The sequence below is a fragment of the Xylophilus ampelinus genome, from assembly GCF_003217575.1.
In the GTDB taxonomy this organism is placed as follows: Bacteria; Pseudomonadota; Gammaproteobacteria; order Burkholderiales; family Burkholderiaceae_C; genus Xylophilus; species Xylophilus ampelinus.
In genome coordinates this window covers 148,237-171,861 of the sequence record NZ_QJTC01000004.1, presented here as the reverse complement: position 1 = coordinate 171,861, position 23,625 = coordinate 148,237, and the positions used below count along the sequence as shown (strand labels likewise).

Below are 23,625 nucleotides of genomic sequence, written 5' to 3'. Positions count from 1 at the left end.
TGCTCCGCCATGCCGCTTCCACCGCCAGACCGCCCCCGTTTCACCCGCGCCGCGCCGCCTGCCGCAGCCGCCGCTTCGCCCGACGGATCGGAGCGGCTCAACAAGCGCATGGCGGCCCTCGGGCTGTGCTCGCGGCGCGAGGCCGATCTCTGGATCGAGCAGGGCTGGATCAAGGTCAACGGGCAAGTGGCCGAGATGGGCGTCAAGGTCACGGCGGCCGACAGGGTCGAGGTCGACCGCCAGGCCTCGCAGCACCAGGAGCGGCAGGTCACGATCCTGCTGCACAAGCCGATGGGCTTCGTCAGCGGCCAGGCCGAGGACGGTCACGAGCCCGCCGTGGTGCTGGTCAACCCGCGCACCCACTGGCGCGAAGACCCGAGCAGGAACCGCTTTTCTCCGCCGCAGCTGCGCGGCCTGGCGCCGGCCGGGCGGCTCGACATCGACTCGGTCGGGCTGCTGGTGCTGACGCAGGACGGCCGGGTGGCGCGCCAGCTGATCGGCGAGGACTCGGGCGTCGAGAAGGAATACCTGGTGCGTGTCGCCTACGGCCCGGTGGCGGAGAACTCGCAGGCCGCGTTTCCGCGCGAGAAGCTGGCGCTGCTGCGCCACGGCCTGAGCCTGGACGGCCATGCGCTCAGGCCCGCGCAGGTCGAGTGGCAGAACACCGAGCAGTTGCGCTTCGTGCTGACCGAGGGCAAGAAGCGCCAGATCCGCCGCATGTGCGAGCAGGTCGGGCTGAAGGTGGTGGGCCTGAAGCGGATCCGCATCGGCCATGTGGTGCTGGGCCACCTGCCGGTGGGCCAGTGGCGCTACCTCGGCGCCGGGGAGCGGTTCTGAGCCGCCATCGTCGGCCCGCACGCGGCCGGATGGCGATTGCCGAGGCACTTCGTGACGTGAGCATTCCATGCTGAAAATCTTCTTCGGGATTCTGTTTCTGATGCCCGGCGTGCTCTGGGCGCAGGCCATCGGTCGACCCGATGGCTTTGCCTCGGGCACTACCGGCGGTGGCGCCGGAGAAGTGGTCAGACCCGCATCGCTGGCCGACTTGGAAAACGCCTTGTGCCAAAGCTTTCAAGGCACCCGTTGCACCGACGATCGGGCGCGCGTGGTGGTGCTGGACCACCTGTTCGATTTCACCGGCTCGATCCGCATCAACGGAGCGGCCACCACCACGGAGACAGGGTGCATCGCCACTGCGTGCAAGGAAAATTCGCCTTACCGCAGCCAGCTGGCGCTGGATGTCGCCCATTTTTGCCAGGGCCGCACGGCCACCCCTGTGGTGTATGACAACGCGGGGCGCCGCCCGTTGCAGATCGGCTCGAACAAGTCGATCGTCGGTTGGGGGCCTAACGCAGGCATCAAGGGCAGAGGGCTGCGCGTCGGCGACGGGAGCCGCAACGTCATCATCCAGAACCTCCGGATCACCGACATCAATCCGAACGTCGTGTGGGGCGGCGACGCCCTGACCCTGACCGACGCCGACGGGGTCTGGGTGGACCACAATCTGTTCGCCCGGATCGGGCGCCAGATGGTGGTGACAGGCTACGGCAGTGCCCGGCACATCACCCTGTCCAACAACGAGTTCGACGGACGCACCACGGATTCGGCAACCTGCGACAACCACCACTATTGGGTATTGCTGTTCCTGGGCGCGAACGACACGATCACCCTGGCCCGCAACTACATTCACGACACGTCGGGCCGCGGGCCGCATGTCGGCGGTCTGCACAATTCCACCGTGGCCGCGCACCTGGTCAACAACTATTTCGAGAACGTCAGCCGCGAGGGCGCGGCAATGCCTCTGACGGGCACGGCCACCGTTCTGATGGAGGGAAACTACTTCGACCATGTGTCGTTGCCCGTCTACCGTTATCCCTCCGCTCCGGGGGCCGGCTATGCGTATGCGCCGTTTGTCGGGCATTCCGATCCGCACGCCGGGCTGTGCCGCCGGACCATCGGACGGGATTGCGTACCCAACGATCAGACGGCCAGCGGTGCGGCCTACCAGCCCCTGGACGAGCAGGCGCTCGGCGCTTTCGCTGCGCTGCGCGGACAGCTGGTGCAACCCCGGTCGTTGGCCGACACCATCCTGTCCGTGCGCAAGGGTGCCGGCGTCGGCGTGGTCGCTTCTTCCGGCGCTGCCCGCCGCTAGGCGGTGTACTGAGCCCGGTCGCGGTCGCAATGGGGCGTCGGGTACGGCCCCCCACGCAACCGCCGCCGCTGATCCTGGACCGCCGCTGTCGCCGCGGCTTTGCCGTCAGCGGGCCGGCGGTTCCATGCCCTTGGCACGCAGCACCTCGGCCGCCTCGGGCGCGGCCAGTGCCGCCAGGAAGGCCCGGGCCGCCTCGGGATGGGCCGGGCGCGCCGCCACCGCGCCGATGTAGGTGGTGGTGTTCTGCACCTCGGCCGGCAGCGGCCCGGCCAAGGTGACGCCGGCCACCGGCAGGATCTCGCTGATCTGGTGCACCGCCAGGTCGGCCTCGCCGGTCACCAGCCGCTCGGCGACCAGACCGCCGGGCACCAGCACCGCCTTGCCGCGCATCGGCTCGGCCAGGCCCATCCGGCGGAACAGGCCGTTCAGGTAGATGCCGCTGGAGCCGCCCGAGGCCGGGTCGATATACGCCACCTTGTGCGCCGCCAGCAGCGCCTGGCGCAACAGCGGCACGGTCGACACGTCGGGCACCGGCGCACCGGCCTTCACCGCCACGCCGATGCCCACCTGCGCCAGCCGCTGCAGCCCGGGCGCCACCGTGCCCTTGGCGACCAGCGGCTGCAGGCCGGCCGGCGTGAGGATCAGCACGTCGAACGCCTCGCCGGCCTCGACCCGCTTGGCCAGGGCGCCGGCGGTGTCGTTCAGCACCTCGACCTTGTGGCCGGTGCGGGTCTCGAAGGCGGGAACCAGGGCCACGACCACCTGCTTGAAGGCGCCGGCGGTCAGCACCTTCACCGTGTCGGCATGGGCGGTGCCGGCGATCAGGGCGGCGACCAGGGTGAGGGCGGGGGCGAGGCGCATCGGCGGGCTTTCGGTGGGCCACGGGGTGGCGGATCGCGAAAGTGTAGCCACCGCATGCCGCCCCCTTGAAGCGGTCAGAATGCGGCTCCATCTGGCGAGGTCGCGGGCCGTGCGCCCGTGCCGCCACGATACTTTTTTTCTGTCGTTCGTCCTCCTGATCCACTTCCTGCCATGACCAAGCAAAAACTATCCTTCCAGGCCGAAGTCGCCCAGCTGCTGCACCTCGTCACCCATTCGCTCTACTCGAACAAGGAGATCTTCGTGCGCGAGCTGGTCTCCAACGCATCGGACGCCTGCGACAAGCTGCGCTTCGAGGCGCTCGACACGCCGGCCCTCTACGAAGACCAGCCCACGCTCGAAGTGCGGGTGTCGTTCGACAAGACCGCCAAGACGCTCACCATCGCCGACAACGGTATCGGCCTGACCGAGCAGGACGCCATCGAGAACCTGGGCACGATCGCCAAGAGCGGCACCAAGGATTTCATGAGCAAGCTGTCGTCCGACCAGAAGGCCAACGCGTCGGAGCAGGGCCAGCTGATCGGCCAGTTCGGCGTGGGCTTCTACTCGGGCTTCATCGTGGCCGACAGAATCACCGTCGAATCGCGCCGTGCCGGCGTGCCCGCGGCGGAGGGCGTGCGCTGGGTCAGCGGCGGCGCCGGCGAGTTCGAGGTGGAGCGGATCGAGCGCGCCCGGCGCGGCACCGCCGTCACCCTGCACCTGCGCGACGACGCCGAGGAATACCTCAACGCCTGGAAGCTCAAGCAGATCATCGCCAAGTATTCCGACCACATCAGCCTGCCGATCCTCATGGAGAAGGAGGAGTGGAAGGAAGGCGAGAACGACCAGCCCGGCGACATGGTCAAGACCGGCGAATGGGAAACCGTCAACAAGGCCAGCGCCCTCTGGACCCGGCCGAAGAAGGACGTCACCGCCGAGCAGTACGCCGAGTTCTACAAGCAGATCAGCCACGACCAGGAGGCGCCGCTCGCCTGGAGCCACAACCGGGTCGAGGGCGGCACCGAGTACACCCAGCTGCTCTATATTCCGGCCACCGCGCCGTACGACCTGTGGAACCGCGACAAGAAGGCGGGCGTCAAGCTCTACGTCAAGCGCGTCTTCATCATGGACGACGCCGAGGCGCTGCTGCCGAACTACCTGCGCTTCGTCAAGGGCGTGGTCGATTCGGCCGACCTGCCGCTCAACGTGAGCCGCGAGCTGCTGCAGGAAAGCCGCGACGTGCGCGCGATCCGCGACGGCAGCACCAAGCGCGTGCTGTCGATGCTCGAAGACCTGGCCAGGAAGCAGAAGACCGCACCCGACAGCGGCGAAGGCAGGATCGACATCGGATCGGGCGAGGCCGTGCCGGCCCCCGAGCCGACCGAGGTGACCGACGTGGTCGACAAGAACACCGCTACTCCGGCGGCCGAGGCGGCGGCGGAGTTCGCAGACGAGAGCGGCAAGTACGCCAAGTTCTATGCCGAGTTCGGCTCGGTGCTCAAGGAAGGCCTGGGCGAGGACTTCGCCAACCGCGACCGGATCGCCAAGCTGCTGCGCTTCGCCTCGACCACCACCGAGACCGCCAGCGTCTCGTTCGCCGACTACAAGAGCCGGATGAAGGAAGGCCAGGACGCGATCTACTACATCACCGCCGACAGCCTGGCCGCCGCCAAGAACAGCCCGCACCTCGAGGTCTTCAAGAAGAAGGGCATCGAAGTGCTGCTGATGGCCGAGCGGGTCGACGAATGGGCGCTGACCTACCTGACCGAGTTCGACGGCACGCCGCTGCAATCGGTCGCCAAGGGCGCGGTCGATTTGGGCAAGCTGCAGGACGAGGACGAGAAGAAGGCGGCCGAAGAGGTCGCCGAGAGCGTCAAGCCGCTGCTGGCCAGGCTGAAGGAGGCGCTGAAGAACAAGGCGGCCGACGTGCGCTCCACCACCCGCCTGGTCGATTCGCCCGCCTGCCTGGTGGCCGACGAGCACGGCATGAGCGGCCAGCTGGCCCGCATGCTGAAGCAGGCCGGCCAGAACGCGCCCGACACCAAGCCGGTGCTGGAGGTGAACCCCGAGCATCCGCTGGTCAAGAAGCTCGACGGCAGCGCGCATTTCGACGATCTGGCCAACATCCTGTTCGACCAGGCGCTGCTGGCCGAAGGCGGCCTGCCGGCCGACCCGGCCGCCTATGTGCGCCGGGTGAATGCCCTGCTGGTCTGAAAGACTGGATTTCCTGCTTTTCTAAGAGCGGCTAACACAACCCAGCGAAGCGGTTCTGGCTAGGCGCCGCATCGCAGACAGTACGAGTAGTACGACAAGGTGCGGCAACGACGCCAGAAGGGTTGTGTTAGCCGCTCTAAATGAAAAGTGGCTGTAGTCGGCGCGGACCGCCGACTACTAGCTATTTATTTAATAGCATTCCTTCGGGGCTGGTCCTGCGGGAGTCTTTTTTTTGCCGGTCGGCGGTGTCTTTCATGGGCCGGTGCGGTGCCGTCGCTACCATCCTCCCATGTCGCCCGCATCCTCCCCCCGCTGCCCATCTCTGCTGCCCACCGCCCGCCGCCCGGGAGCCCGCCGATGATCGGCCGACTCCACGGCCTGCTGGCCGAGAAGAACCCGCCCCAGGTGCTGCTGGACGTGCAGGGCGTCGGCTACGAGGTCGATGTGCCGATGAGCACCTTCTACAACCTGCCCGCCACCGGCGAGCGGGTCGTGCTGCTGACCCATTTCATCGTGCGCGAGGATGCGCAGCTGCTCTACGGCTTCCTCACCGCGCAGGAGCGCGACGCCTTCCGGCTGCTGGTCAGGATCTCGGGTATCGGCCCGCGGATGGCGCTGGCGGTGCTCTCGGGCATGAACGTCGGCGAGCTGGCCCAGGCCGTCTCGCTGCAGGAGACCGGCCGGCTGGTCAAGGTGCCGGGTATCGGCAAGAAGACGGCCGAGCGCCTGCTGCTGGAGCTGAAGGGCAGGCTGGGCGCCGACATCGGCGTGCGCACCGGCACCGCCAGCGACGCCCAGGCGGATATCCTGCAGGCGCTGATCGCATTGGGCTACAGCGACAAGGAGGCCGGTGCCGCGCTCAAGGCGTTGCCGGCCGACGTGGGTGTGAGCGAGGGCATCAAGCTGGCGCTGCGGGCCCTGGGCAAGTAGGCTTTCAGGTCGTAATTCCGCGGCCGTTGCGGCGGTACTCCATTACCTGGAAGCGCCGCTGGGTTTTGCATTTGTTTACGATTCGGTCCCGCTTCTGAATTTTCGACTTGAGGGGACGAGCTTGAACCGCAATCCATGGATCCGCGCCCTGAGCGCCGTCGCAGCCGCACTGCTCGTGGCCGGCTGCGGCGGCGGCGCGTCGTCGGACAACGTGGCCCTCTCGGCCAGCACCCGGTCTGTTCCGAGCACCGAGGCCGCGGCGGCACCGGCCGTCACCCAGCTCGACGCCTACGCGCCGTCGCCGGCCACGCTCCAGCAGCAGGAACGCCCCGAGCCGACCCGCGGCGCGCGGCCCGCGCCGGCCCGTGTCGCCCTGGCGCCGATGCTCGCCACGCGGAGCACGGTGCAGCCCGGTACCACGGCGAGCGGCGGCCCCGATGCGCCGCTGCAGATCGGCAGCGGCCGTTCGGTGCTGCAGACCGCCACTGCGGCCGGTATGGCCAGCCACCTGGTCTGGTCGCCGGCCACCGCCACCACGCTGGCGGCCGCCACCAGTTTTCAGTCGCCCGGCGCCGCCGCGGTGCGCATCGGCCTGCTGGTGCGCAAGCTGCCCGCCGGCGCCACGCTGCGGGTCTATGCGCAGAGCCAGGACACCGCCTACCAGGTTTCCGGCCGCGAAGTGCTGGACGTGCTCTCGCTCAACCGCATGGCCGGCGGCACGTCGGACGCCGACCGCACCTACTGGCTGCCGCCGGTTGACGGCGACGAGGCGACGGTCGAGATCGTGCTGCCCGCCGGCGTGCCCGGCAGCGCGGTCGACGTGTCGGTGCCGCAGATCTCACACCTGAAGGTCTCGGCCACGGCCGATCCGGAAGCGCTCAGGACGCTGGCCTCGGGCAGCTGCGAGATCGACGTGAACTGCACCGACGGCAACACCACCCAGCGCAACGCCACGGCGCGGATGTCCTTCGTGCAGGGCGCCAACAGCTATGCCTGCACCGGCACGCTACTCAACAACACCAACAACGACGGCACGCCGTACTTCCTGAGCGCCAACCACTGCATTTCTTCGCAGACCGTTGCCTCCACTCTGGTCACGGCGTTCTTCTACAAGTCGTCCAGCTGCAACAGCGGCACGCCGGCCAGCGGCGTGGCCGTGCTGCGCGGCGGTGCCACGCTGCTCTATGCCAGCGACACTGCCGACACCGCGTTCATGCGGCTCAACAACGCGGCGCCCGCGGGCGCCGAGTTCGCCGGCTGGTCGGTCGGCCAGCCGGCGATAGGAGCCGACCTGATCGGCATCCACCACCCGGCCGGCGACCTGCAGAAGTACGCCCAGGGCGCGCTGTCAGCCTATTTCAACTGCGTGAGAACCGGCGACGTCGGCGTGTCGTGCAGCCAGAGCGACGTCGGCAGCGCCCGGTTCCTGGGGGTGCGGTGGACCACCGGCCTGATCGAAGGCGGCAGCAGCGGATCGGGCATCTTCGCCACGCTGGGCGGCGGCCGCATGCTGGTGGGGCAGCTCTTCGCCGGTGCCGGCAGCTGCACCGACACCTCGACCCGGATGGGCATCTACGGCCGGTTCGACACGGCGTTCAATGCCGCGCTGAGCCAGTGGCTGCGGCCGGCGACCGCGCCGTCGTCGACGAGCCGGTCGCCGGTCTACAGGTTCTACAACACGGCGACCGCGGCGCATTTCTTCACGACGGATCCGGTCGAGCGCGACGGGGTGATCGCGATGTATCCGTCGTTCAACTACGAAGGCATCGGCTTCTACGCCTATGGTGCACCGGCTGCCGGCGCATCTCCGGTCTACCGCTTCTACAACACCGAGACCGGCAAGCACTTCTACACGATCAGCGCTGCCGAGCGCGACAACGTGCTCGCCACCCTGCCCAGCTATCGGCTGGAGGGCGTGAGCTGGTATGCGCAGTCGGCGGAAGGCAATGGCGCCACCGCCATGTACCGCTTCTACAACGCCGCCTACAACACCCACTTCTATACGATCAGTGCGGGCGAGCGAGACAACGTGTTGCGGACCGATCCGAACTACCGCTTCGAAGGCATCGGTTACTACGCCTGGACGGCGCAGTAGGCGGCATGCACCGGGGTGACATGGTGGCCCTGTTGTCCCAATCGGTCTTCGGACCGCTTTTTGGGTTTGTAGCCGGCACAGGCTGCCGGAGAGCAGCTATCGATTCAATAGCAAACCCGCACCCGTTCGAAGTGTTCGGTTCCGCATGGGCCCCGCCGGGGGCGGGTAGCGTAAAAGGAAAAGGCGCCCGGAGGCGCCTTTCAGGAGGTATGCGGTCTACGCGTGCTCTGCGCACGTACTTCGACATGCAGGCCCGCAGATGCGGCCATATTCACGAGCGCGTCCAGGCTGAACGTGTCGATCTTCCCGCGGCTCAGATCGGAGATGCGCGGCTGGGTGACCCCGAATTGCTGCGCGGCCTCCGCCTGCGTCCACCCCTTGCCCTTGATGTGCTGGCGGATCGCGCGCATCAACTCGCTGCGGACCTTCATGTTTTCCGCCTCTTCGGGGGTGTCTTCAACGGCGTCCCAAACGCTTGTGGCTGTGGTCATTTTGCTCTCTTCTTGTTGAGGTCTCGCAATCGGCTCTTTGCAAGATCGATGTCGGTCTGCGCCGTCTGCGGTGTCGTCTTGTGAAAGCAGTGCAGCACGTAGACGGCCTCTTCGTACTTCGCGATGTAGATCACTCGGTAGTTGTTGCTCGCATCGTCCTTGACACGGATTTCGTAGACGCCCGGTCCGACCGTCTTCATCGGCTTCCAATCGTCAGGTTCTTCGCCGTGCTGCACTTGGTCAAGCTGGTAGCCTGCACGGCTTCTTGCGGTCCGTGGGAAGCCTCGCAGATCTTCCTGAGAAGACCCCTCCCACTTGACCGGCTTCGCTCTTGTTGCTCCATTTGTTAATTATATTGGTTTCAGGATGGTTGTGCGGTGGCCGGTCAGGGGCGGGCGGTAGCCCACCGACCGGGGCATTTCCGGGAGTCGGGCCAGGGTCGCGAACAGAGCACCCCGCCAGGAGTGCCGCCGCGCGCGCCCCGAGGCATTTGCCGAATCGGTCCCGATGTAGGCACCGACCCGCGACCGACTTGGCACAATCGCAGGCGTGTCCTACGCCCGATGCCCGACCGCGCTCCATGACCATCCACACCGACGATTTCGCGCCCGCTCCGGCCCCTGCACGGCGTGTCGTGTCCGCGGCGCCCACGTCGCCCCAGGAAGAGGCGATCGAGCGGGCGTTGCGGCCCAAGCTGCTCGACGACTACATCGGCCAGACCAAGGCGCGGGAGCAGCTGGAGATCTTCATCGGCGCGGCCAGGAAGCGCGGCGAGGCGCTCGACCATGTTCTGCTCTTCGGCCCTCCGGGCCTCGGCAAGACGACGCTGAGCCACATCGTCGCGGCCGAGCTGGGCGTCAACCTGCGCCAGACCAGCGGGCCGGTGCTGGAAAAACCCAAGGACCTGGCGGCGCTGCTGACCAACCTCGAGAAGAACGACGTGCTCTTCATCGACGAGATCCACCGCCTCTCCCCGGTGGTCGAGGAAATCCTCTACCCGGCGCTGGAGGACTACCAGATCGACATCATGATCGGCGAGGGCCCGGCCGCGCGCAGCATCAAGCTCGACCTGCAGCCGTTCACCCTGGTGGGCGCCACCACCCGCGCCGGCATGCTGACCAACCCGCTGCGCGACCGTTTCGGCATCGTGGCGCGGCTGGAGTTCTACACCGCCGAGGAATTGGCCCGCATCGTGACCCGCAGCGCCGGCCTGCTGAACGCGCCGATGGATGCCGACGGCGGCTACGAGATCGCCCGCCGCAGCCGCGGCACGCCCCGCATCGCCAACCGGCTGCTGCGCCGGGTGCGAGACTATGCAGACGTCAAGAGCGACGGCCGCATCACCCGCGACATCGCCGACCGGGCGCTGGCGATGCTCGACGTCGATCCGCAGGGCTTCGACGTGATGGACCGCAAGCTGCTGGAGGCGGTGATCCACCGCTTCGACGGCGGCCCGGTGGGGCTGGAGAACATCGCCGCCAGCATCGGCGAGGACGCCGGCACGATCGAGGACGTGATCGAGCCCTACCTGATCCAGCAGGGCTACCTGCAGCGCACCCCGCGCGGCCGCATCGCCACCGTGGCCGCCTTCCGCCACCTGGGCGTGGCCCCGCCCGCCAGCGGCAACGACCTCTTCGGCGCCTGACGCGCGCAGTCCGGCACCACACCAGGAACCCCGTAGGACCGGCTCTGCCGGACTGCCGGGGTTGCCCCCGCCGAGGGGGGAGGCGAAGACACTACGTGCGCAGCCTGGGGGAGAGCCAGAGTCCCTCCCGGCGAGGGAGGCGAAGACACGAAGTGCGTCGCCTGGGGGAGTGCCAAAGCTACCGGCCGATGTAGCTCCCGGACGCGCCGCCGTGCTTCTCCAGCACCCGCACGTCGGTCATCACCATGCCGCGGTCGGCCGCCTTGCACATGTCGTAGATGGTCAGCAGACCGACCTGTACCGCGGTCAGCGCTTCCATCTCCACGCCGGTGGGGCCGACGGTCTCGACCGTCACGGTGCAGGCCACCTGGCCGGTGCCGCCGCTGCGCTCTGTCGCGAATTCGACCTTCACCCGGGTCAGCGCCAGCGGATGGCAGAGCGGGATCAGGTCGCTGGTGCGCTTGGCGGCCTGGATCGCGGCGATGCGGGCGACGCCCAGCACGTCGCCCTTCTTGGCGGTGCCGGCCTCGACCAGGGCCAGGGTCTCGCCGCGCATCCGGATCAGGCCGGTGGCGACGGCGACGCGGTGCGTCGCTTCCTTGGCGCCCACGTCCACCATGTGGGCCTGGCCGGCGTCGTCGAAATGGGTCAGGGTACTCATGGCGCTCTCCGGGACAGCGGTGGGCAGAAGGGGATGAAGGGGGAGGGGGCTGGCGGCCTCGGCGCGGGGCGCACGGGCACGGATGGCTGCGATCGTCTCGCCGGCCACGCGAAAAATGCCGAACGCTCTCCGTCCTCGCGCATCATACGGAGATGCCTTTCGCCTTCCCGTCCTGGCTGTGGGCGCCGCGCCGGCCGCTGCGCGCTCTGCTGATCGCTGCGGTGGCGGTGCCGCTGGCGCTGCCCGCCGGCGTGCATGCGCAACTGCCGACGCTGGGCGACGGCAGCGAGATGAGCGCCGCCGCCGAGCGCCGGCTTGGCGACCGCATCGCCCGCTCGCTCTACCGCGACCCGGACTTCGTCGACGACCCGGTGCTGGTGGAGTACATCCAGGCGATCTGGCAATCCCTGATGGCGGCGGCGCGTGCCCGTGGCGAGATGAGCGACGAGCTGCAGGAGCGCTTCGCCTGGGAGGTGCTGCTGGGCCGCGACCGTACGGTCAACGCCTTCGCGCTGCCGGGCGGCTACCTGGGCGTGCATGCCGGGCTGATCGCGATCACCGCGTCGCGCGACGAGCTGGCCTCGGTGCTGGCGCACGAGCTGAGCCATGTGACGCAGCGGCACATCTCCCGCCTGATGACCCAGCAGAGCCGCAGCACCCCGCTGATGCTGGCCGCGATGGTGATGGGTGCCCTGGCCGCCGGCCGCAGCCCGGAGGCGGCCAATGCGCTGATCGTCGGCGGCAGCGCGGTCCATGCCCAGGGCCAGCTCAACTTCTCCCGGGCGATGGAGCGCGAGGCCGACCGGGTGGGCTACGGCGTGATGACCGGCGCGGGTTTCGACGGCCATGGCTTCGCCGGCATGTTCGAGAAGCTGCAGCAAGCCTCGCGGATCAACGACAACGGCTCGTTTCCGTATTTGCGCAGCCATCCGCTGACCACCGAGCGGATCGCCGACATGCGCTCCCGCCTGCCGATGGCGGGGCTGGCGCCGGATACGGCCGGCCGCTCGCCCGCCGCCGACAACGGCGGTAACTCCCGCGCGCAGGCCACCGCCGGCGTGCTGCCGCCGGTCAACGTCACCGCGGCGACCGTGCCGGGCGGTCTGGCGCACGCGATGGTCGTCGCCCGCGCCCGGGTGGTGTCGCGGCCGGGCGTCGATGCCCTGCGCGCCTGGGCGGGCGAGCCCGACCAGGGAGGCTTCAAGGCCCAGCCGCCGGTGCGGCAGGTGGTGGCGCTCTACGCCGGTGCTCTGGCCAGCGTGCAGCAACGCGACCTGGACCATGCCCGCACGCTCGCGGCCCGCCTGGTGCCGCTGGTGGCCGGCGACGCGCGGCCGGCCCGGCTGGTGCGGCTGCTGGGCGCCGAGATCGAACTGACTGGGAACCGTGGCGCGGCGGCGGCTGCGTATCTGGCCGTACCTGCCGACAAGGCGGCACCGGCCGGCCGGCCCGAGGTCGTCTACTACGCCCAGGCCGGCCAGCACGGCAGCGGCGCCCGCGACGTGTCCGACCGGCTGCAGACCTGGGTGGCCCGCAACCCGCGCGACGCGACCGCCTGGCAGCTGCTGGCGGCCGCCTACCGCGCCGACGGCCAGCCGCTGCGCGCCCTGCGGGCCGAGGCCGAGGCGCAGATCGCCCATGTGGACTGGCAGGGCGCGGTCGACCGCTATCGGGCCGGCCAGGAGCTGATGCGGGCCGGCGGCCCGGGTGCCGACTACGTGGAGGCGTCGATCAGCGACACCCGCCTGCGCGAGGCCGAACTACGCCTTCGAGAAGAGGCCGCCGAGCGCTGACTCGATCACGATGCCCAGCACCGAGTAGAGCAGCGAACCGACCAGCGCCGCCCCGAAGCCGGTGACGTGGAAGCCGGTGAGCACGCCCGAGGCCGCCCAGAACATCAGCGCGTTGATGACGAAGAGAAAGAGCCCGAGCGTGATGACGGTCACCGGCAGCGTCAGCACCACCAGGATCGGCCGCAGCACGACGTTGAACAGCCCGATGACGAAGGCCGCCACCAGCGCGGCGGTGAAATCGCGCACTTCGACGCCGTCGTACACGTAGGCCACGCAAAGCAGGGCGGCCGCGCTCAGCAGCCATTTGAGGATCAGCTTCATCCCAAAAGAATACACCGGGCAGCGGCTGGAGCCGCTCCCGGTGTCCGACCATTCACAACGCCGCTTATCCACTACCCGGGATGCCGCGGATCCGGCTCCGCCGGTCCGCCGGCATCGCCCCCTGCAAGGGGGTAGGCGAAGACACGCAGTGCGAAGCCTGGGGGTGTGCCTTAGAGCGGCTAACACAACCCAGCGAAGCGGTTCTGGCTAGGCGCCGCATCGCAGACAGTACGAGTAGTACGACAAGGTGCGGCAACGACGCCAGAAGGGTTGTGTTAGCCGCTCTTATTCAGCCGCCAGCACGAGCATGGCGCCCATGCCCATCACGGCGCCCGGCACCACCCAGCGGCTTTCCTTGGCCGCCGGCTGGTCGCCGCTGAGCGGCTGCAGGTCCTGGCCGAACTTCGGCCGGCGGGCGTCCAGCACGCGGGCGCCGGGGTGCTCCGACAGCAGCCGCTCGGTCAGCTCGGGCAGCGGGCCCTTGGCCAGCACCGGCACGACGGTGTCGCCGTGCGCCTGCAGCCAGGGCAGGGCTTCGCCGAACAGCTTGTCGGCCCACTTGGCGCGCCAGCTCTCGCGGGCGCTGTGGCTGACCCACTTGCTGATGCGGTGGGTCATGCGGGGCGCGCAGGCCACCACCACCCACTGCACCGGCTGGGCCGTGCTGCGGGCGCTGCCGCGCAAGGTCGCTAGCTGCTGCTGCGCGTAGGACGCATCGTCGACGTACACAATGATCTTGTCCATGAAAGCTCCTTCGGGGTGGTGGAACGGGGGCAAACGGATCTCGGTCGTACGCATCAGTCGATCGGATTGACCGCAGCCGCGGTCTTGGCCTGGTCGATACGCTCGGAGCCGGGCACGCGGCGGCGGGTGGTCAGCCAGCCCGCCAGCAACACGCCGACGATGGCCAGTACGCAGACCGCCCAGTAGGCCGCCTGGTGAATCGGCTCGCCGCCCTTGAAGATGCCGTCGAGCAATTTCTCGTTGACGATCATCTTGGCGGCGGTGAAGGCCAACACGGCAGCGCCCAACTGGATGATGATCGGGAATTTCTCGACCAGCTTCAGCACCAGCGTACTGCCGAACACCACGATCGGAATGCTGATCAACAGGCCGATCACGACCAGGTCGAACGCGCCGTGCGCGGCACCGGCTACGCCCAGCACGTTGTCGATACCCATCAGCGCATCGGCGATCACGATGGTCTTCATCGCGCCCCAGAAGGTGGTGGCGCCGGTGGCGTGCTCTTCGCCGTCGTCGTGGCCCTGGTCGGCCAGCAGCTTGTAGGCGATGTAGAGCAGGCCCAGGCCACCGACCAGCATCAGGCCCGGGATCTTGAGCAGCCAGACCACGCCGACCGTCATGACCGAGCGCACGACGATCGCGCCGACGGTGCCCCAGACGATGGCCTTCTTCTGTAGATGGGTGGGAAGGCGGCGCGCCGCCAGCGCGATCACGATCGCGTTGTCGCCTGCCAGGACGAGGTCGATGAGGACGATCGCCAGCAGCGCCGACCACCAGGGTGTGGAAAACATTTCCATGAAAACAAGCTCCGAGATATCGTTTCGATCGACAACCTGGAGCAGGCATGGAAGAAGAGAACGACCCCGGCGCGCGACGGCGTGGAGGCATGCACACTTCGACCAAACCCGCTAGAGGTTCTAATCGAAGGTCTTGCTCGGCACGCTGTAATGCAGATTTTGATGCCCAGCAAGCCGGAAGTGTTGTACTTCGTATTGACGACTTGCCGATACCTCCCGCCACAGCCCCCTGGGGGGCCTCCCTGTGCGGCAAGAAGCGGGAGCTACTCCCCTTCGTGCGGGTATTAGAGCATTGGCGCGCGCGGGCCGGCAAGCCGCTTGCGGCTGTTTGTTGCAGGGAGTTTCCCTCGGTTTTCAAGCCGAAAGATGCCGTGGCCGGCGTTCGGTGCCGACTTGTAGCTATCTAATTTATAGCAGCCACTTTTCGGACGAGCGGCGGGCGGCGGCGGGTCGCTATCATCGCGCTCCCGTTGCGGCCAGTCGCCGCATCCATCACGCCGCATGGCCGCCCTCCACATCACCGACATCGAGTCCGCCATCAACTACTGGCGGATGAAGAAGCCCTCGCCCGACGGGGTGACCCTGGCGGCCGAGGTGCGGGCGCTGGCCGAGGTCTATGCGCTGATGGTGTACTTCCACCACGACGAGGTGGCGCAGCAGGGCTTTCCGCCCGCCGCGTGGGAGGCCTGGCATGCCTGGTACGAGACGACGCCCGACACGCCCTGCATCGCGATCTGCTCCACCAGCCAGGGCGACGAGATGTGCAAGGGCTGCGGCCGCACCTTCTTCGAGGTGCAGCACTGGCCCGGCATGGAGCCGGTCGAGAAGCGCGCCACCTGGCGCCGCATCACCCTCGACGGCAGCGCCTGGCGCTTCAACCGCTATGCCGAGCGCGCCGCCGAGGGCCGCAGCGAGGAACGGGAAGACGGCGACGCCCGGCCGGTGCCGATGTTCGGTCCGCGATGATCCGCATCGCCCAGGCTCCGAATGCGGCGATCGCCACCGTCTGGGCCGACCTGCTGTGCGAGGCGGGCTATCCCGCGTCGATCCAGCGGCTGTTTCTGGGCAGCGCCGCCGGCGAACTCGCGCCGGGCGACTGTCTGCCCGAGATCTGGGTCCGCCACGACGAGCACGCCGCCGCCGCGCGCACCCTGCTCGACCAGCTGCAGGCGCTTCCGCAGCGGCGCTGGACCTGCCCGCGGTGCGGCGAGGCGATCGAAGGCGGCTTCGAGGAATGCTGGAACTGCGGCGCACCGATGCCGCGCGGCTAGGCCGCCTGCGCCGCTACTTCCAGCGGACGCACTCCACCGTCACCGTGGTCTTCTCGTCGCCCAGCGCCAGCACGCCGTCCTGCACCGTCGCCTGCAGGTGCATGCTGCGCTGGGCCAGGGCGGCGAGTTCCTGCGATTGGTCGGTGGGCACGCGCCAGACCTGCAGCTTGTCGAGCCGGGTGAGCTTGTTCTCGATGCCCTTCCACCAGACCTCGGCCGCATGGTTGAAGCAGTAGAGCAATACCGCGTCGGCCTTGCTGCAGGCCTTCGAGAGCGGCTTGTCCTCGGGCTGGCCCACCTCGATCCACAGCCGGGTGCGGCCGGTGAAGTCGCGCAGGCTGACGTCGGGGTCCTCGGGGTTCGACAGTCCGGCGCCGAAGGCCAGGGTGCCGTCGCCGCCGCAGGTGGTCTGCAGCTGGTGCGCGTTGAGTGCCAGCGCGGCCAGCCGGATCATCATCCGCTCGTCGGTCTCGCTCGGATGGCGCGCCAGGGTCAGCGCATGGTCGGCGTAGTAGTTGTGGTCGATGTCCGCAATGGCGATGCTCGCCTTGAAGATGGTCGATTTGAGTGCCATGGCATCGTCCTGAAAGAGGGGGCGTATTTCAGCGGGATGCGGACGATCCGGCTTTGCCGGTCGCCTCGCATCGCCCCCTGCAAGGGGGTGGGCGAACGACACACCGCGGCAGCGGCGTGCGAAGCCTGGGGGTGTGCTCAAGCCCTTCGGGCGAGCTCTGCCGCCTTGCCGATGTAGCTGGCCGGCGTCATCGCCAGCAGGCGGGTCTTTTCGTCCTCGGGAATCTCCAGCGAGCGGATCAGCGCGTGCAGGTCCTCCGCGCGCACCGTCTTGCCGCGAGTGACCGCCTTCAGCTTCTCGTAGGCGCCCTGCACGCCGTAGCGGCGCATGACGGTCTGGATCGGCTCGGCCAGCACTTCCCACGAGGCGTCCAGGTCGGCGTCGGTGGCTTCGCGGTTGAGCTCGAGCTTGCCCAGGCCCACGCCCAGCGAGTGGTAGGCCAGCAGGGTGTAGCCCAGGGCGACGCCCATGTTGCGCAGCACCGTGCTGTCGGTCAGGTCGCGCTGCCAGCGGCTGATCGGCAGCTTCTCGCTCAGGTGGCGCAGCAGCGCGTTGGCCAGGCCCAGGTTGCCCTCGGCGTTCTCGAAGTCGATCGGGTTGACCTTGTGCGGCATGGTCGACGAGCCGATCTCGCCCTCTTTGAGCCGCTGCTTGAAGTAGCCCAGGCTCACGTAGCCCCAGACGTCGCGCGACCAGTCGACCAGAATGGTGTTGGTGCGGGCCAGCGCGTCGAACAGCTCGGCCATGTAGTCGTGCGGCTCGATCTGGATGCTGTAGGGCTGGAAGGTCACGCCCAGGCCCAGCGGCTCGGGCGTCTCGACGACCTCGCGGGCGAAGGCCTCCCAGTCGAAGTCGGGCCAGGCCGAGAGGTGCGCGTTGTAGTTGCCGACGGCGCCGTTCATCTTGGCGAGCAGCTTGACGCCCGCGATCTTCTCGCGTGCCGCGGCCAACCGCACCACCACGTTGGCGATCTCCTTGCCGACGGTCGTCGGGCTGGCGGTCTGGCCGTGGGTGCGGGAGAGCAACGGCACGTCGGCATAGGCGTGGGCCATATCGCGCAGCCTGGCGACGATACCGTCGAGCGCCGGCAGCATGACCTGGTCGCGCGCCGCCTTCAGCTGCAGCGCATGGCTGGTGTTGTTGATGTCTTCGCTGGTGCAGGCGAAGTGCACGAATTCGCTGGCCGACTGCAGCTCCGGCCTAGCTTCGAACCTGCTCTTGATCCAGTACTCGACCGCCTTCACGTCGTGGTTGGTGGTCTTCTCGATCTCCTTGATCGCCAGCGCGTCGGCTGCGGAGAAGTTCTTCGCCAGGCCCAGCAAGTAGGCGCGGGCGCCGGGCGTCAGCGGCTCGAATTCGGCGAAGCCGGCATCCGACAGCGCGATGAACCAGACCACCTCGACCTGCACCCGGCGGTGCATGAAGCCCTGCTCGCTCATCAGCGGGCGCAACGCGGCGAGCCGGTCGGCATAGCGGCCATCGAGCGGCGAAAGGGCGGTGACGGCGAAATGGGCGGCGGGTGAGGGGCTCATGGCCGGGATTGTAGGTGCGGGCCTGCGCCACACCGCGCCGCGGCGACAGCATGCTCGACGGTGCGTGCCGATAGAATCGTCCCTCCGTCGACCTCCGGCCGTTCCCCCATTTTTCTTTTCCATGAAATTGATCGGATCCAACGCCAGTCCCTACGTGCGCAAGGTTCGCGTCGTCATGGCAGAGAAAAAGCTCGACTACCAGTTCGTGCTGGAGAACGTGTGGGCCGCCGACACGGCCATCTCCGCATCGAACCCGCTCGGCAAGGTGCCCTGCCTGGTGATGGAAGGCGCCGAGGCGGTGTTCGACTCGCGCGTCATCGTGGAATACCTCGACACCCTGTCGCCGGTCGGCAAGTTGATTCCGTCCTCGGGCCGCGAGCGCGCCGAGGTCAAGACCTGGGAAGCGCTGGCTGACGGCCTCCTCGACGCCGCGCTGCTGGCGCGCCTGGAGCAGGGCGGCTTCGCCGGCCGTACCGAGAGCGAGCGTAGCCAGGTCTGGACCGACCTTCAGCTGGCCAAGGTCCACGCCGCGATCAAGGCGATCGCCAAGGGCCTGGGCGACAAGCCGTTTTGCAGCGGCATCCACCTGAGCCTGTCCGACATCGCCGTCGGCTGCGCCTTGCTGTGGCTGGAGTTCCGCTTTCCCGACATCGACTGGCGCGCCGACCACGCCAACCTGGCCCGGCTCGCCGACAAGCTGTCGCTGCGCCCGAGCTTCGCGGATACGCGGCCTTCCTGAGCGCTCCTGGCGGGCGCGTCGCGGCGCCCGTTCTAAGAGCGGCTAACACACCCTTCTGGCGTCGTTGCCGCACCTTGTCGTACTACTCGTACTGTCTGCGATGCGGCGCCTAGCCAGAACCGCTTCGCTGGGTTGTGTTAGCCGCTCTAAATGAAAAGTGGCTGTAGTCGGCGATCTGAAAAGGCCGTGCGATAGCTATTTCATAGCGGAGTCGGGCCTGCGAAGTTTTTGCCGGTCAGCCAGCAGGCATGCGCGGCCGACCTTCGCGACACGGCTGCGCCATCGCAGGGCACCGCTTTTCGAACCCGGGTATGGGGGAGGCTATCGGCGCCGAAGCGCCAGCCGCACTCCCCTTGCGACTGTCCGAATACAAAATTGCTGCGAAGCGCCCCGACGCGAAGGAGGGAGGGAGGAGGGAGGAGAAGAGTCGCCCCGGGATTGCAGTCCGGTCATCGGGGACCGGAAGGCTTCGCAACAAAAAACCGGTGAGCGGTGTTTACCGCGAGTGCGGAATATGAGCAGCAACCTACATCCGGGTTCCGCCGCCGTCGCTCCGTTTGCGTAATCTTTTGTAAGCTGACTGTCAGGAAGGAGCCGAGTCAATTCTTCGCCGCCAGCAGGTTCTCCACGTCGCGCACCAGGTCGCGGCTGTCGGGCGAGGTCATGCTGCTGTAGCTCTCGACGATGCGGCCGTCGCGGCCGATCAGGTATTTGTAGAAATTCCACTTCGGCGCGGTGCCGGTGGCCTGGGCCAATTGCCGGAAGAACGGATGCGCGTCGGCGCCGCGTACCGCTGTCTTGGTGAACATCGGAAACTGCACGCCGAAGGTGTTCTCGCAGAAATCGGCGATTTCCCTGTTCGACGCCGATTCCTGCGCGAAATCGTTGGACGGGAAGCCCAGCACCACCAGCCCCCGGTCCTTGTACTTGGCATGCAGGGCCTCCAGACCCTTGTACTGCGGAGTGAAGCCGCAGAAGCTGGCGGTGTTGACCACCAGCAGCACCTTGCCGCTGTACTGGCAGAGCGACTGCGGCTTTTCGTCCTGCAGCCGGTCGAAGGTGTAGCGCAGCGTGGCGGGGCAGGAGGCGGGGTCGGCCGCTGCCGTCGAGGTCGCCGGAGCGGCAGGCGTCGCCGCGGAAACGGCGCCGGCGGCGCAGAGCGCCAGGGCGGCCAGGACGGCCGGAAGGCGAAGGGCGCGGATCGGGATGTGCATGGTGGGCCGGATGGTGCGGCAGAACGCGGCTTCTGTCGAGCCGCCCGGGCCGGTGTCGCGGGGCCGGCGCCCTTGTCGGACAGGGACTCGCGGCCGCGAAAGCCGGGGGCGCGAACGGCTCGCATCTTCCTGGCGGCGGTGCCGCCTCCGGCCGTTTCACCAGGGGCGCCGCCTAAAATTGAGGCGTTACAAGGACTGCCATGCTCTACCCCGAACTCTTCAAGCAACTCGAATCCGTGCGCTGGGACATGGACCGGGACATTCCCTGGGACACGTTCGACGCCTCGCTGCTGGCCGACGAGCAGGCCGAGACGGTCAAAATGAACGCGATCACCGAGTGGGCGGCCCTGCCGGCGACCGAGATGTTCCTGCGCGACAACCGCGACGACAGCGACTTCTCGGCCTTCATGTCGATCTGGTTCTTCGAGGAGCAGAAGCACTCGCTGGTACTGATGGAGTACTTGAAGCGTTTCGCCCCCCAGCATGCGCCGACCGAAAAGGAGCTGCACGATATCCGCTTCGACTTCGACCCGGCCCCGCCGCTCGAGACGCTGATGCTGCACTTCTGTGGCGAAATCCGCCTCAACCACTGGTACCGCCGCGCGGCCGAATGGCACACCGAGCCGGTCATCAAGCAGATCTACACCACTCTCAGCCAGGACGAGGCCCGTCACGGCGGCGCCTACTTGCGCTACATGAAGCGGGCAATCGCCAAGTCGGGCGACGAAGCCAAGCTGGCCTTCACCAAGGTCGGCGTGCTGATGGCCAGCGCCCGGCGCACCGCGCAGGCCTTGCACCCGACCAACCTGCACGTCAATAAATCCTTGTTCCCGCGCGACACCATCCAGAGCCGCATGCCCGACCCGGAATGGCTGGAGCACTGGCTCGATACCCAGATCAAATTCGACGCGGCCTGGGAAGGCAAGGTCGGCGAGCGCATCCTGCACAACCTGAGCCTGCTGCTCGGCCGCACTTTCGCCACGGTGCAGGAGTTGAACCGCTACCGCAAGGAGCTGGGTGCGCAGATGGCGGCGACGCCCGGATCAGAAGCCCCATCCGCAGCAGCCCTGGAGACGAAGGCTTGAATCCACCGCCCGTCCGCACGGTTGCAGCGATCCAGGGGATGGGTTGAATCAACCGCCCTGGGCGACGTTGGCGGCCCTGCTTGCCGCAGTCGCTGCGTCGTGCGATGGAGTGGATGGATTTCGTAGCGGCACCGGCGGCTTGGTGATCCATTCCTGTTTCACAGGCAAGCCGTACTGCTGGAAGAGCCGGGCGACCTGCGCAAGATGCTCGGGTGTGCGGTCTACATATTCGCTGAAGCGACCGGAATCGTTATCGATCGACAACTCGCCGTGGTCGTCGTAGTAGAGCGTGCCGCAAATGCGGGCTTCGGGTATCTGGCAATTACTCTGCCAAGGTTGTTGCCATGGCTGGCCCCCGACCAGGGTGACGTGGCCTTGCGCGAACGGCTGTTTCTTCTTGCGTGCCTGCTTGGTTGTCATCGGCTCATCCAATGCCACGCCAGGATGCACTTCACCGATAACCAGGCTGCCGTTCTTGGCGATATTCCACTTGTATTCCAGTTTCTTTTCGCGCAGGTCGTCCAGCCGCAAGCGCTGAGCTAGCGAGCGCTGCGACGGGGTTGCACCGTCTGTCTCGGTTTGGGCACGGAACGTCGGCGTTCGCCGGCTGTTGTCGATTTCGTCGACAGTCATGCCGAAACGCTCGGCCAGGGCGGAGGAATCGCCGGAATGCGCGTCTTCCCGTGCCGGTGCGGTGGACACGAACAGCCGCGTCGGGTTGATCCTCACACGCGCCCGGCCTTCGCCGAGGTCTTCTATTTCCTGCTTCTGGATCGGTGTTCTGTGCACCGCTCCCGACTCGGTATCCCATATCTTTCCTCGTGCCGGCTGGACGCTTGCGAATAGCGCGTCGAGACGCGGGGTGGGTGTCGGGAGCCGGGCCAACGCGGCCGTAGCCGAATGGGTGCGGCGCAGGCGCGGTAACCCATCGAGGGGCCCGCCTGACGGTGGTGCGCAGATGCGTAGCGGGGTATCGCGCTGCGCGCCGATGCTGCCGTCCGGCGCGGCGGGCGATGTGGGGACACCGGTTGCGGAGATTTCCATGAAATTGCCTCGGATCGCCAAAATCAAATCTTCGGATCAACTCCTCCAGGTGCGTCGGTGCAATGCGAATCCATGGGGCATCAGGCGATATACGGCGCCATGCCAGTGCGCTCGGACGAGGCACTGCGGGGGCGGATAGACAGGAAAACAGCCGAGAAGCTCGCGGGAAAAGTGCATGACGGGCTCAGCGAATCAGATCATTCCAAGCAGTCGGTCGAGCTGCAGCTTGACCTTCACCTCGCCGTGGGTCACGCCGTTGGCGATCTTGTAGGCGGGCTGCATCGTGTCGCGTACCACCATCTCGCCGATCGGCGAGCCCTGTCGGTTCAGCACCACCGCCACCTTCGGCGTGGTGCCGGTGCGGCCGCGCTTGAGCACGATCGCCGTCTCGTTGCTCGCCAGCTTGACGAAGCAGCCCGGCGGATAGACGCCGATGGCGCTGAACAGCGCCTTGCCCGCCTCGTCCACCTTCTGGTCCCGGTCGAGGTAGCTGGCCCGCATCGCGACGGCCGCCGGCATGGCGGTGCGCGAGACCCGCGGCGACAGGCGTGCCGCGAAGATGTCGGCCCGTTCGATCAGCCGGGCCAGCCGCTCGGCCGGCTGCATGTCCTGCAGGGCCCCCGAGGGCGGCTCGTGGTGCAGTCGCACCGCATCGAGCCACAGCGGATCGGTGATGCCCTGGCGCTCGAGCAGCCCGGCCGAGCCGTGGGCATGCATGGCGATCACCGCCATCTGGTTCTCGTTGGGGCGGGCGGTCTGCTGGGCCAGCTCGTCCTGCAGCTCGGTCATGCTGATGTTCATCGTCAGCGCGGCCTTGCCCACCGTCTCGACCGTGGCGGCGTCCCATTTGAGGGTGTCGCGGGCCGCCATGATGCAGACCACGGCTACCAGCATGCCGTGCGTGGCGCTGTACATCTCCAGCTCGCTCGATGCGAAATGGGTCAGGGCGAACAGGGTGGCGTCGGGCATGCGGCGCGATAGCACGTCCAGCTCGGCGTGCAGCCGCCCCAGGCGGGTCAGGAAATCGGGGGCTTTCGGATCGCGCAGCAGGGCGGTCGCGCGGATCTGCATGTCGTGCCAGTCGGGCGGTGCACCACGCAGCGTCTCCTCGGCGCGGCTGCGCGGATCGACGGTCGGCAGCCCGGCGTCGATCCAGGCGGTCGCGATCTGGCCGATCGTGTGCTCCTTGCGCACCAGCACGTCGATCTGGCCCATGAACGCACGGTGCTGCTCGGGCGACTCGGCGATATCGACGCAGAGCGTGCCGACGCGCGTGACCATCGCCTGCACCTGGTCACGGGCCTCGAATACGAAGCCCTTCGACGCCAGCAGCGTACCGCTGGTGGTCCTGATCGAAAACGGCAACGGCTTGCCGATTCTGATCGAGTCGAGGTTGAGCGGGATGAGCTTCATGGGAGCCCGAGATTATCCTGCGTTTGTATGCAATCGTATCACGCAGGTGAGG

23 protein-coding genes are annotated in these 23,625 nt (G+C 67.7%); 11 read left to right on the top strand and 12 right to left on the bottom strand.

The annotated features are described in order from the left end of the window. Positions 1-9 precede the first annotated feature (9 nt). Both DFQ15_RS04840 and DFQ15_RS04835 read left to right on the top strand, forming a co-directional pair. Positions 10-837, top strand: coding sequence for a pseudouridine synthase (locus DFQ15_RS04840; protein ID WP_110464882.1), 828 nt, complete (start codon positions 10-12; stop codon positions 835-837). Between the two features lie 67 nt (positions 838-904). Continuing rightward, the gene (locus tag DFQ15_RS04835; RefSeq protein WP_110464881.1) at positions 905-2,152 is read left to right on the top strand and encodes a polysaccharide lyase family 1 protein; all 1,248 of its coding nucleotides are present in this window, start codon (positions 905-907) and stop codon (positions 2,150-2,152) included. Positions 2,153-2,257: 105 nt separating this feature from the next. Here DFQ15_RS04835 and DFQ15_RS04830 read toward each other — a convergent pair whose 3' ends face one another. Beyond that, positions 2,258-3,013 carry a substrate-binding domain-containing protein gene (locus DFQ15_RS04830; RefSeq protein ID WP_110464880.1) on the bottom strand — a complete coding sequence of 252 codons (756 nt, stop codon included), beginning with the start codon at positions 3,011-3,013 and terminating at the stop codon, positions 2,258-2,260. Positions 3,014-3,184: 171 nt separating this feature from the next. Here DFQ15_RS04830 and htpG point away from each other — a divergent pair, with 171 nt between their 5' ends. From htpG to DFQ15_RS04815, 3 genes are all read left to right on the top strand, one after another. Continuing rightward, on the top strand, positions 3,185-5,224 hold the full coding sequence (gene htpG / locus DFQ15_RS04825; protein WP_110464879.1) for a molecular chaperone HtpG: 2,040 nt from the start codon (positions 3,185-3,187) through the stop codon (positions 5,222-5,224). Between the two features lie 357 nt (positions 5,225-5,581). Further along, positions 5,582-6,154, top strand: a complete 573-nt coding sequence (gene ruvA, locus DFQ15_RS04820) for a Holliday junction branch migration protein RuvA (RefSeq protein ID WP_110464878.1) — start codon at positions 5,582-5,584, stop codon at positions 6,152-6,154. 121 nt (positions 6,155-6,275) lie between these two features. Continuing rightward, positions 6,276-8,249, top strand: coding sequence for a serine protease (locus tag DFQ15_RS04815; RefSeq protein ID WP_110464877.1), 1,974 nt, complete (start codon positions 6,276-6,278; stop codon positions 8,247-8,249). Positions 8,250-8,449: 200 nt separating this feature from the next. Here the strand turns inward: DFQ15_RS04815 and DFQ15_RS04810 are convergent, their stop codons facing one another. Both DFQ15_RS04810 and DFQ15_RS04805 read right to left on the bottom strand, forming a co-directional pair. Further along, a complete protein-coding gene (locus DFQ15_RS04810; RefSeq protein ID WP_110464876.1) occupies positions 8,450-8,740 on the bottom strand; it encodes a helix-turn-helix domain-containing protein in 291 nt (96 codons plus the stop codon). Beyond that, positions 8,737-9,030: a type II toxin-antitoxin system RelE/ParE family toxin gene (locus DFQ15_RS04805; RefSeq protein WP_110464875.1), complete on the bottom strand. Its 294-nt coding sequence runs from the start codon at positions 9,028-9,030 to the stop codon at positions 8,737-8,739. Before DFQ15_RS04805 ends, DFQ15_RS04810 begins: the two co-directional genes overlap by 4 nt. A 290-nt stretch (positions 9,031-9,320) precedes the next feature. Here DFQ15_RS04805 and ruvB point away from each other — a divergent pair, with 290 nt between their 5' ends. Continuing rightward, positions 9,321-10,385, top strand: coding sequence for a Holliday junction branch migration DNA helicase RuvB (ruvB, locus tag DFQ15_RS04800; protein ID WP_110464874.1), 1,065 nt, complete (start codon positions 9,321-9,323; stop codon positions 10,383-10,385). Positions 10,386-10,563: 178 nt separating this feature from the next. Here the strand turns inward: ruvB and moaC are convergent, their stop codons facing one another. Then, the gene (gene moaC, locus DFQ15_RS04795; protein WP_110464873.1) at positions 10,564-11,046 is read right to left on the bottom strand and encodes a cyclic pyranopterin monophosphate synthase MoaC; all 483 of its coding nucleotides are present in this window, start codon (positions 11,044-11,046) and stop codon (positions 10,564-10,566) included. Between the two features lie 152 nt (positions 11,047-11,198). Between moaC and DFQ15_RS04790 the strand changes: the two genes are divergently transcribed. Next, positions 11,199-12,839, top strand: a complete 1,641-nt coding sequence (locus tag DFQ15_RS04790) for a M48 family metalloprotease (RefSeq protein ID WP_110464872.1) — start codon at positions 11,199-11,201, stop codon at positions 12,837-12,839. Here DFQ15_RS04790 and DFQ15_RS04785 read toward each other — a convergent pair. From DFQ15_RS04785 to DFQ15_RS04775, 3 genes are all read right to left on the bottom strand, one after another. Then, on the bottom strand, positions 12,807-13,160 hold the full coding sequence (locus tag DFQ15_RS04785) for a phage holin family protein (protein WP_110464871.1): 354 nt from the start codon (positions 13,158-13,160) through the stop codon (positions 12,807-12,809). The genes DFQ15_RS04790 and DFQ15_RS04785 overlap by 33 nt on opposite strands. A 285-nt stretch (positions 13,161-13,445) precedes the next feature. Next, entirely contained in the window at positions 13,446-13,904 is a 459-nt protein-coding gene (locus tag DFQ15_RS04780) for a hypothetical protein (protein ID WP_110464870.1), read from the bottom strand. Positions 13,905-13,957: 53 nt separating this feature from the next. After that, positions 13,958-14,701: a TerC family protein gene (locus DFQ15_RS04775; RefSeq protein ID WP_110464869.1), complete on the bottom strand. Its 744-nt coding sequence runs from the start codon at positions 14,699-14,701 to the stop codon at positions 13,958-13,960. A 501-nt stretch (positions 14,702-15,202) separates the two neighbouring features. Between DFQ15_RS04775 and DFQ15_RS04770 the strand changes: the two genes are divergently transcribed. Both DFQ15_RS04770 and DFQ15_RS04765 read left to right on the top strand, forming a co-directional pair. After that, positions 15,203-15,667, top strand: a complete 465-nt coding sequence (locus tag DFQ15_RS04770; RefSeq protein WP_110464868.1) for a DUF3717 domain-containing protein — start codon at positions 15,203-15,205, stop codon at positions 15,665-15,667. Then, on the top strand, positions 15,664-15,972 hold the full coding sequence (locus DFQ15_RS04765) for a putative signal transducing protein (protein ID WP_110464867.1): 309 nt from the start codon (positions 15,664-15,666) through the stop codon (positions 15,970-15,972). The genes DFQ15_RS04770 and DFQ15_RS04765 overlap by 4 nt, the downstream gene beginning before the upstream one ends. Before the next feature lie 13 nt (positions 15,973-15,985). On the opposite strand, the gene DFQ15_RS04760 is transcribed toward DFQ15_RS04765, so the two are convergent. Further along, positions 15,986-16,546: a YaeQ family protein gene (locus DFQ15_RS04760; RefSeq protein WP_055840746.1), complete on the bottom strand. Its 561-nt coding sequence runs from the start codon at positions 16,544-16,546 to the stop codon at positions 15,986-15,988. A 137-nt stretch (positions 16,547-16,683) separates the two neighbouring features. Further along, positions 16,684-18,078 (bottom strand): adenylosuccinate lyase, encoded by a 1,395-nt coding sequence (gene purB, locus DFQ15_RS04755; RefSeq protein ID WP_110464866.1) that lies wholly within the window; start codon positions 18,076-18,078, stop codon positions 16,684-16,686. Positions 18,079-18,199: 121 nt separating this feature from the next. On the opposite strand from purB, the gene DFQ15_RS04750 reads away from it, so the two are divergent. Next, positions 18,200-18,817 (top strand): glutathione S-transferase family protein, encoded by a 618-nt coding sequence (locus tag DFQ15_RS04750; protein WP_110464865.1) that lies wholly within the window; start codon positions 18,200-18,202, stop codon positions 18,815-18,817. A 599-nt stretch (positions 18,818-19,416) separates the two neighbouring features. On the opposite strand, the gene DFQ15_RS04745 is transcribed toward DFQ15_RS04750, so the two are convergent. Then, positions 19,417-20,031, bottom strand: coding sequence for a glutathione peroxidase (locus DFQ15_RS04745; RefSeq protein ID WP_110464864.1), 615 nt, complete (start codon positions 20,029-20,031; stop codon positions 19,417-19,419). 200 nt (positions 20,032-20,231) lie between these two features. Here DFQ15_RS04745 and DFQ15_RS04740 point away from each other — a divergent pair, with 200 nt between their 5' ends. Beyond that, positions 20,232-21,116 (top strand): ferritin family protein, encoded by an 885-nt coding sequence (locus tag DFQ15_RS04740; RefSeq protein WP_110464863.1) that lies wholly within the window; start codon positions 20,232-20,234, stop codon positions 21,114-21,116. A gap of 48 nt (positions 21,117-21,164) precedes the next feature. Here the strand turns inward: DFQ15_RS04740 and xopV are convergent, their stop codons facing one another. After that, positions 21,165-22,187 carry a XopV/AopV family type III secretion system effector gene (gene xopV / locus DFQ15_RS04735; RefSeq protein WP_233504277.1) on the bottom strand — a complete coding sequence of 341 codons (1,023 nt, stop codon included), beginning with the start codon at positions 22,185-22,187 and terminating at the stop codon, positions 21,165-21,167. A 165-nt stretch (positions 22,188-22,352) separates the two neighbouring features. After that, on the bottom strand, positions 22,353-23,573 hold the full coding sequence (locus tag DFQ15_RS04730) for an HD-GYP domain-containing protein (protein WP_158529004.1): 1,221 nt from the start codon (positions 23,571-23,573) through the stop codon (positions 22,353-22,355). Positions 23,574-23,625: the final 52 nt, after the last annotated feature.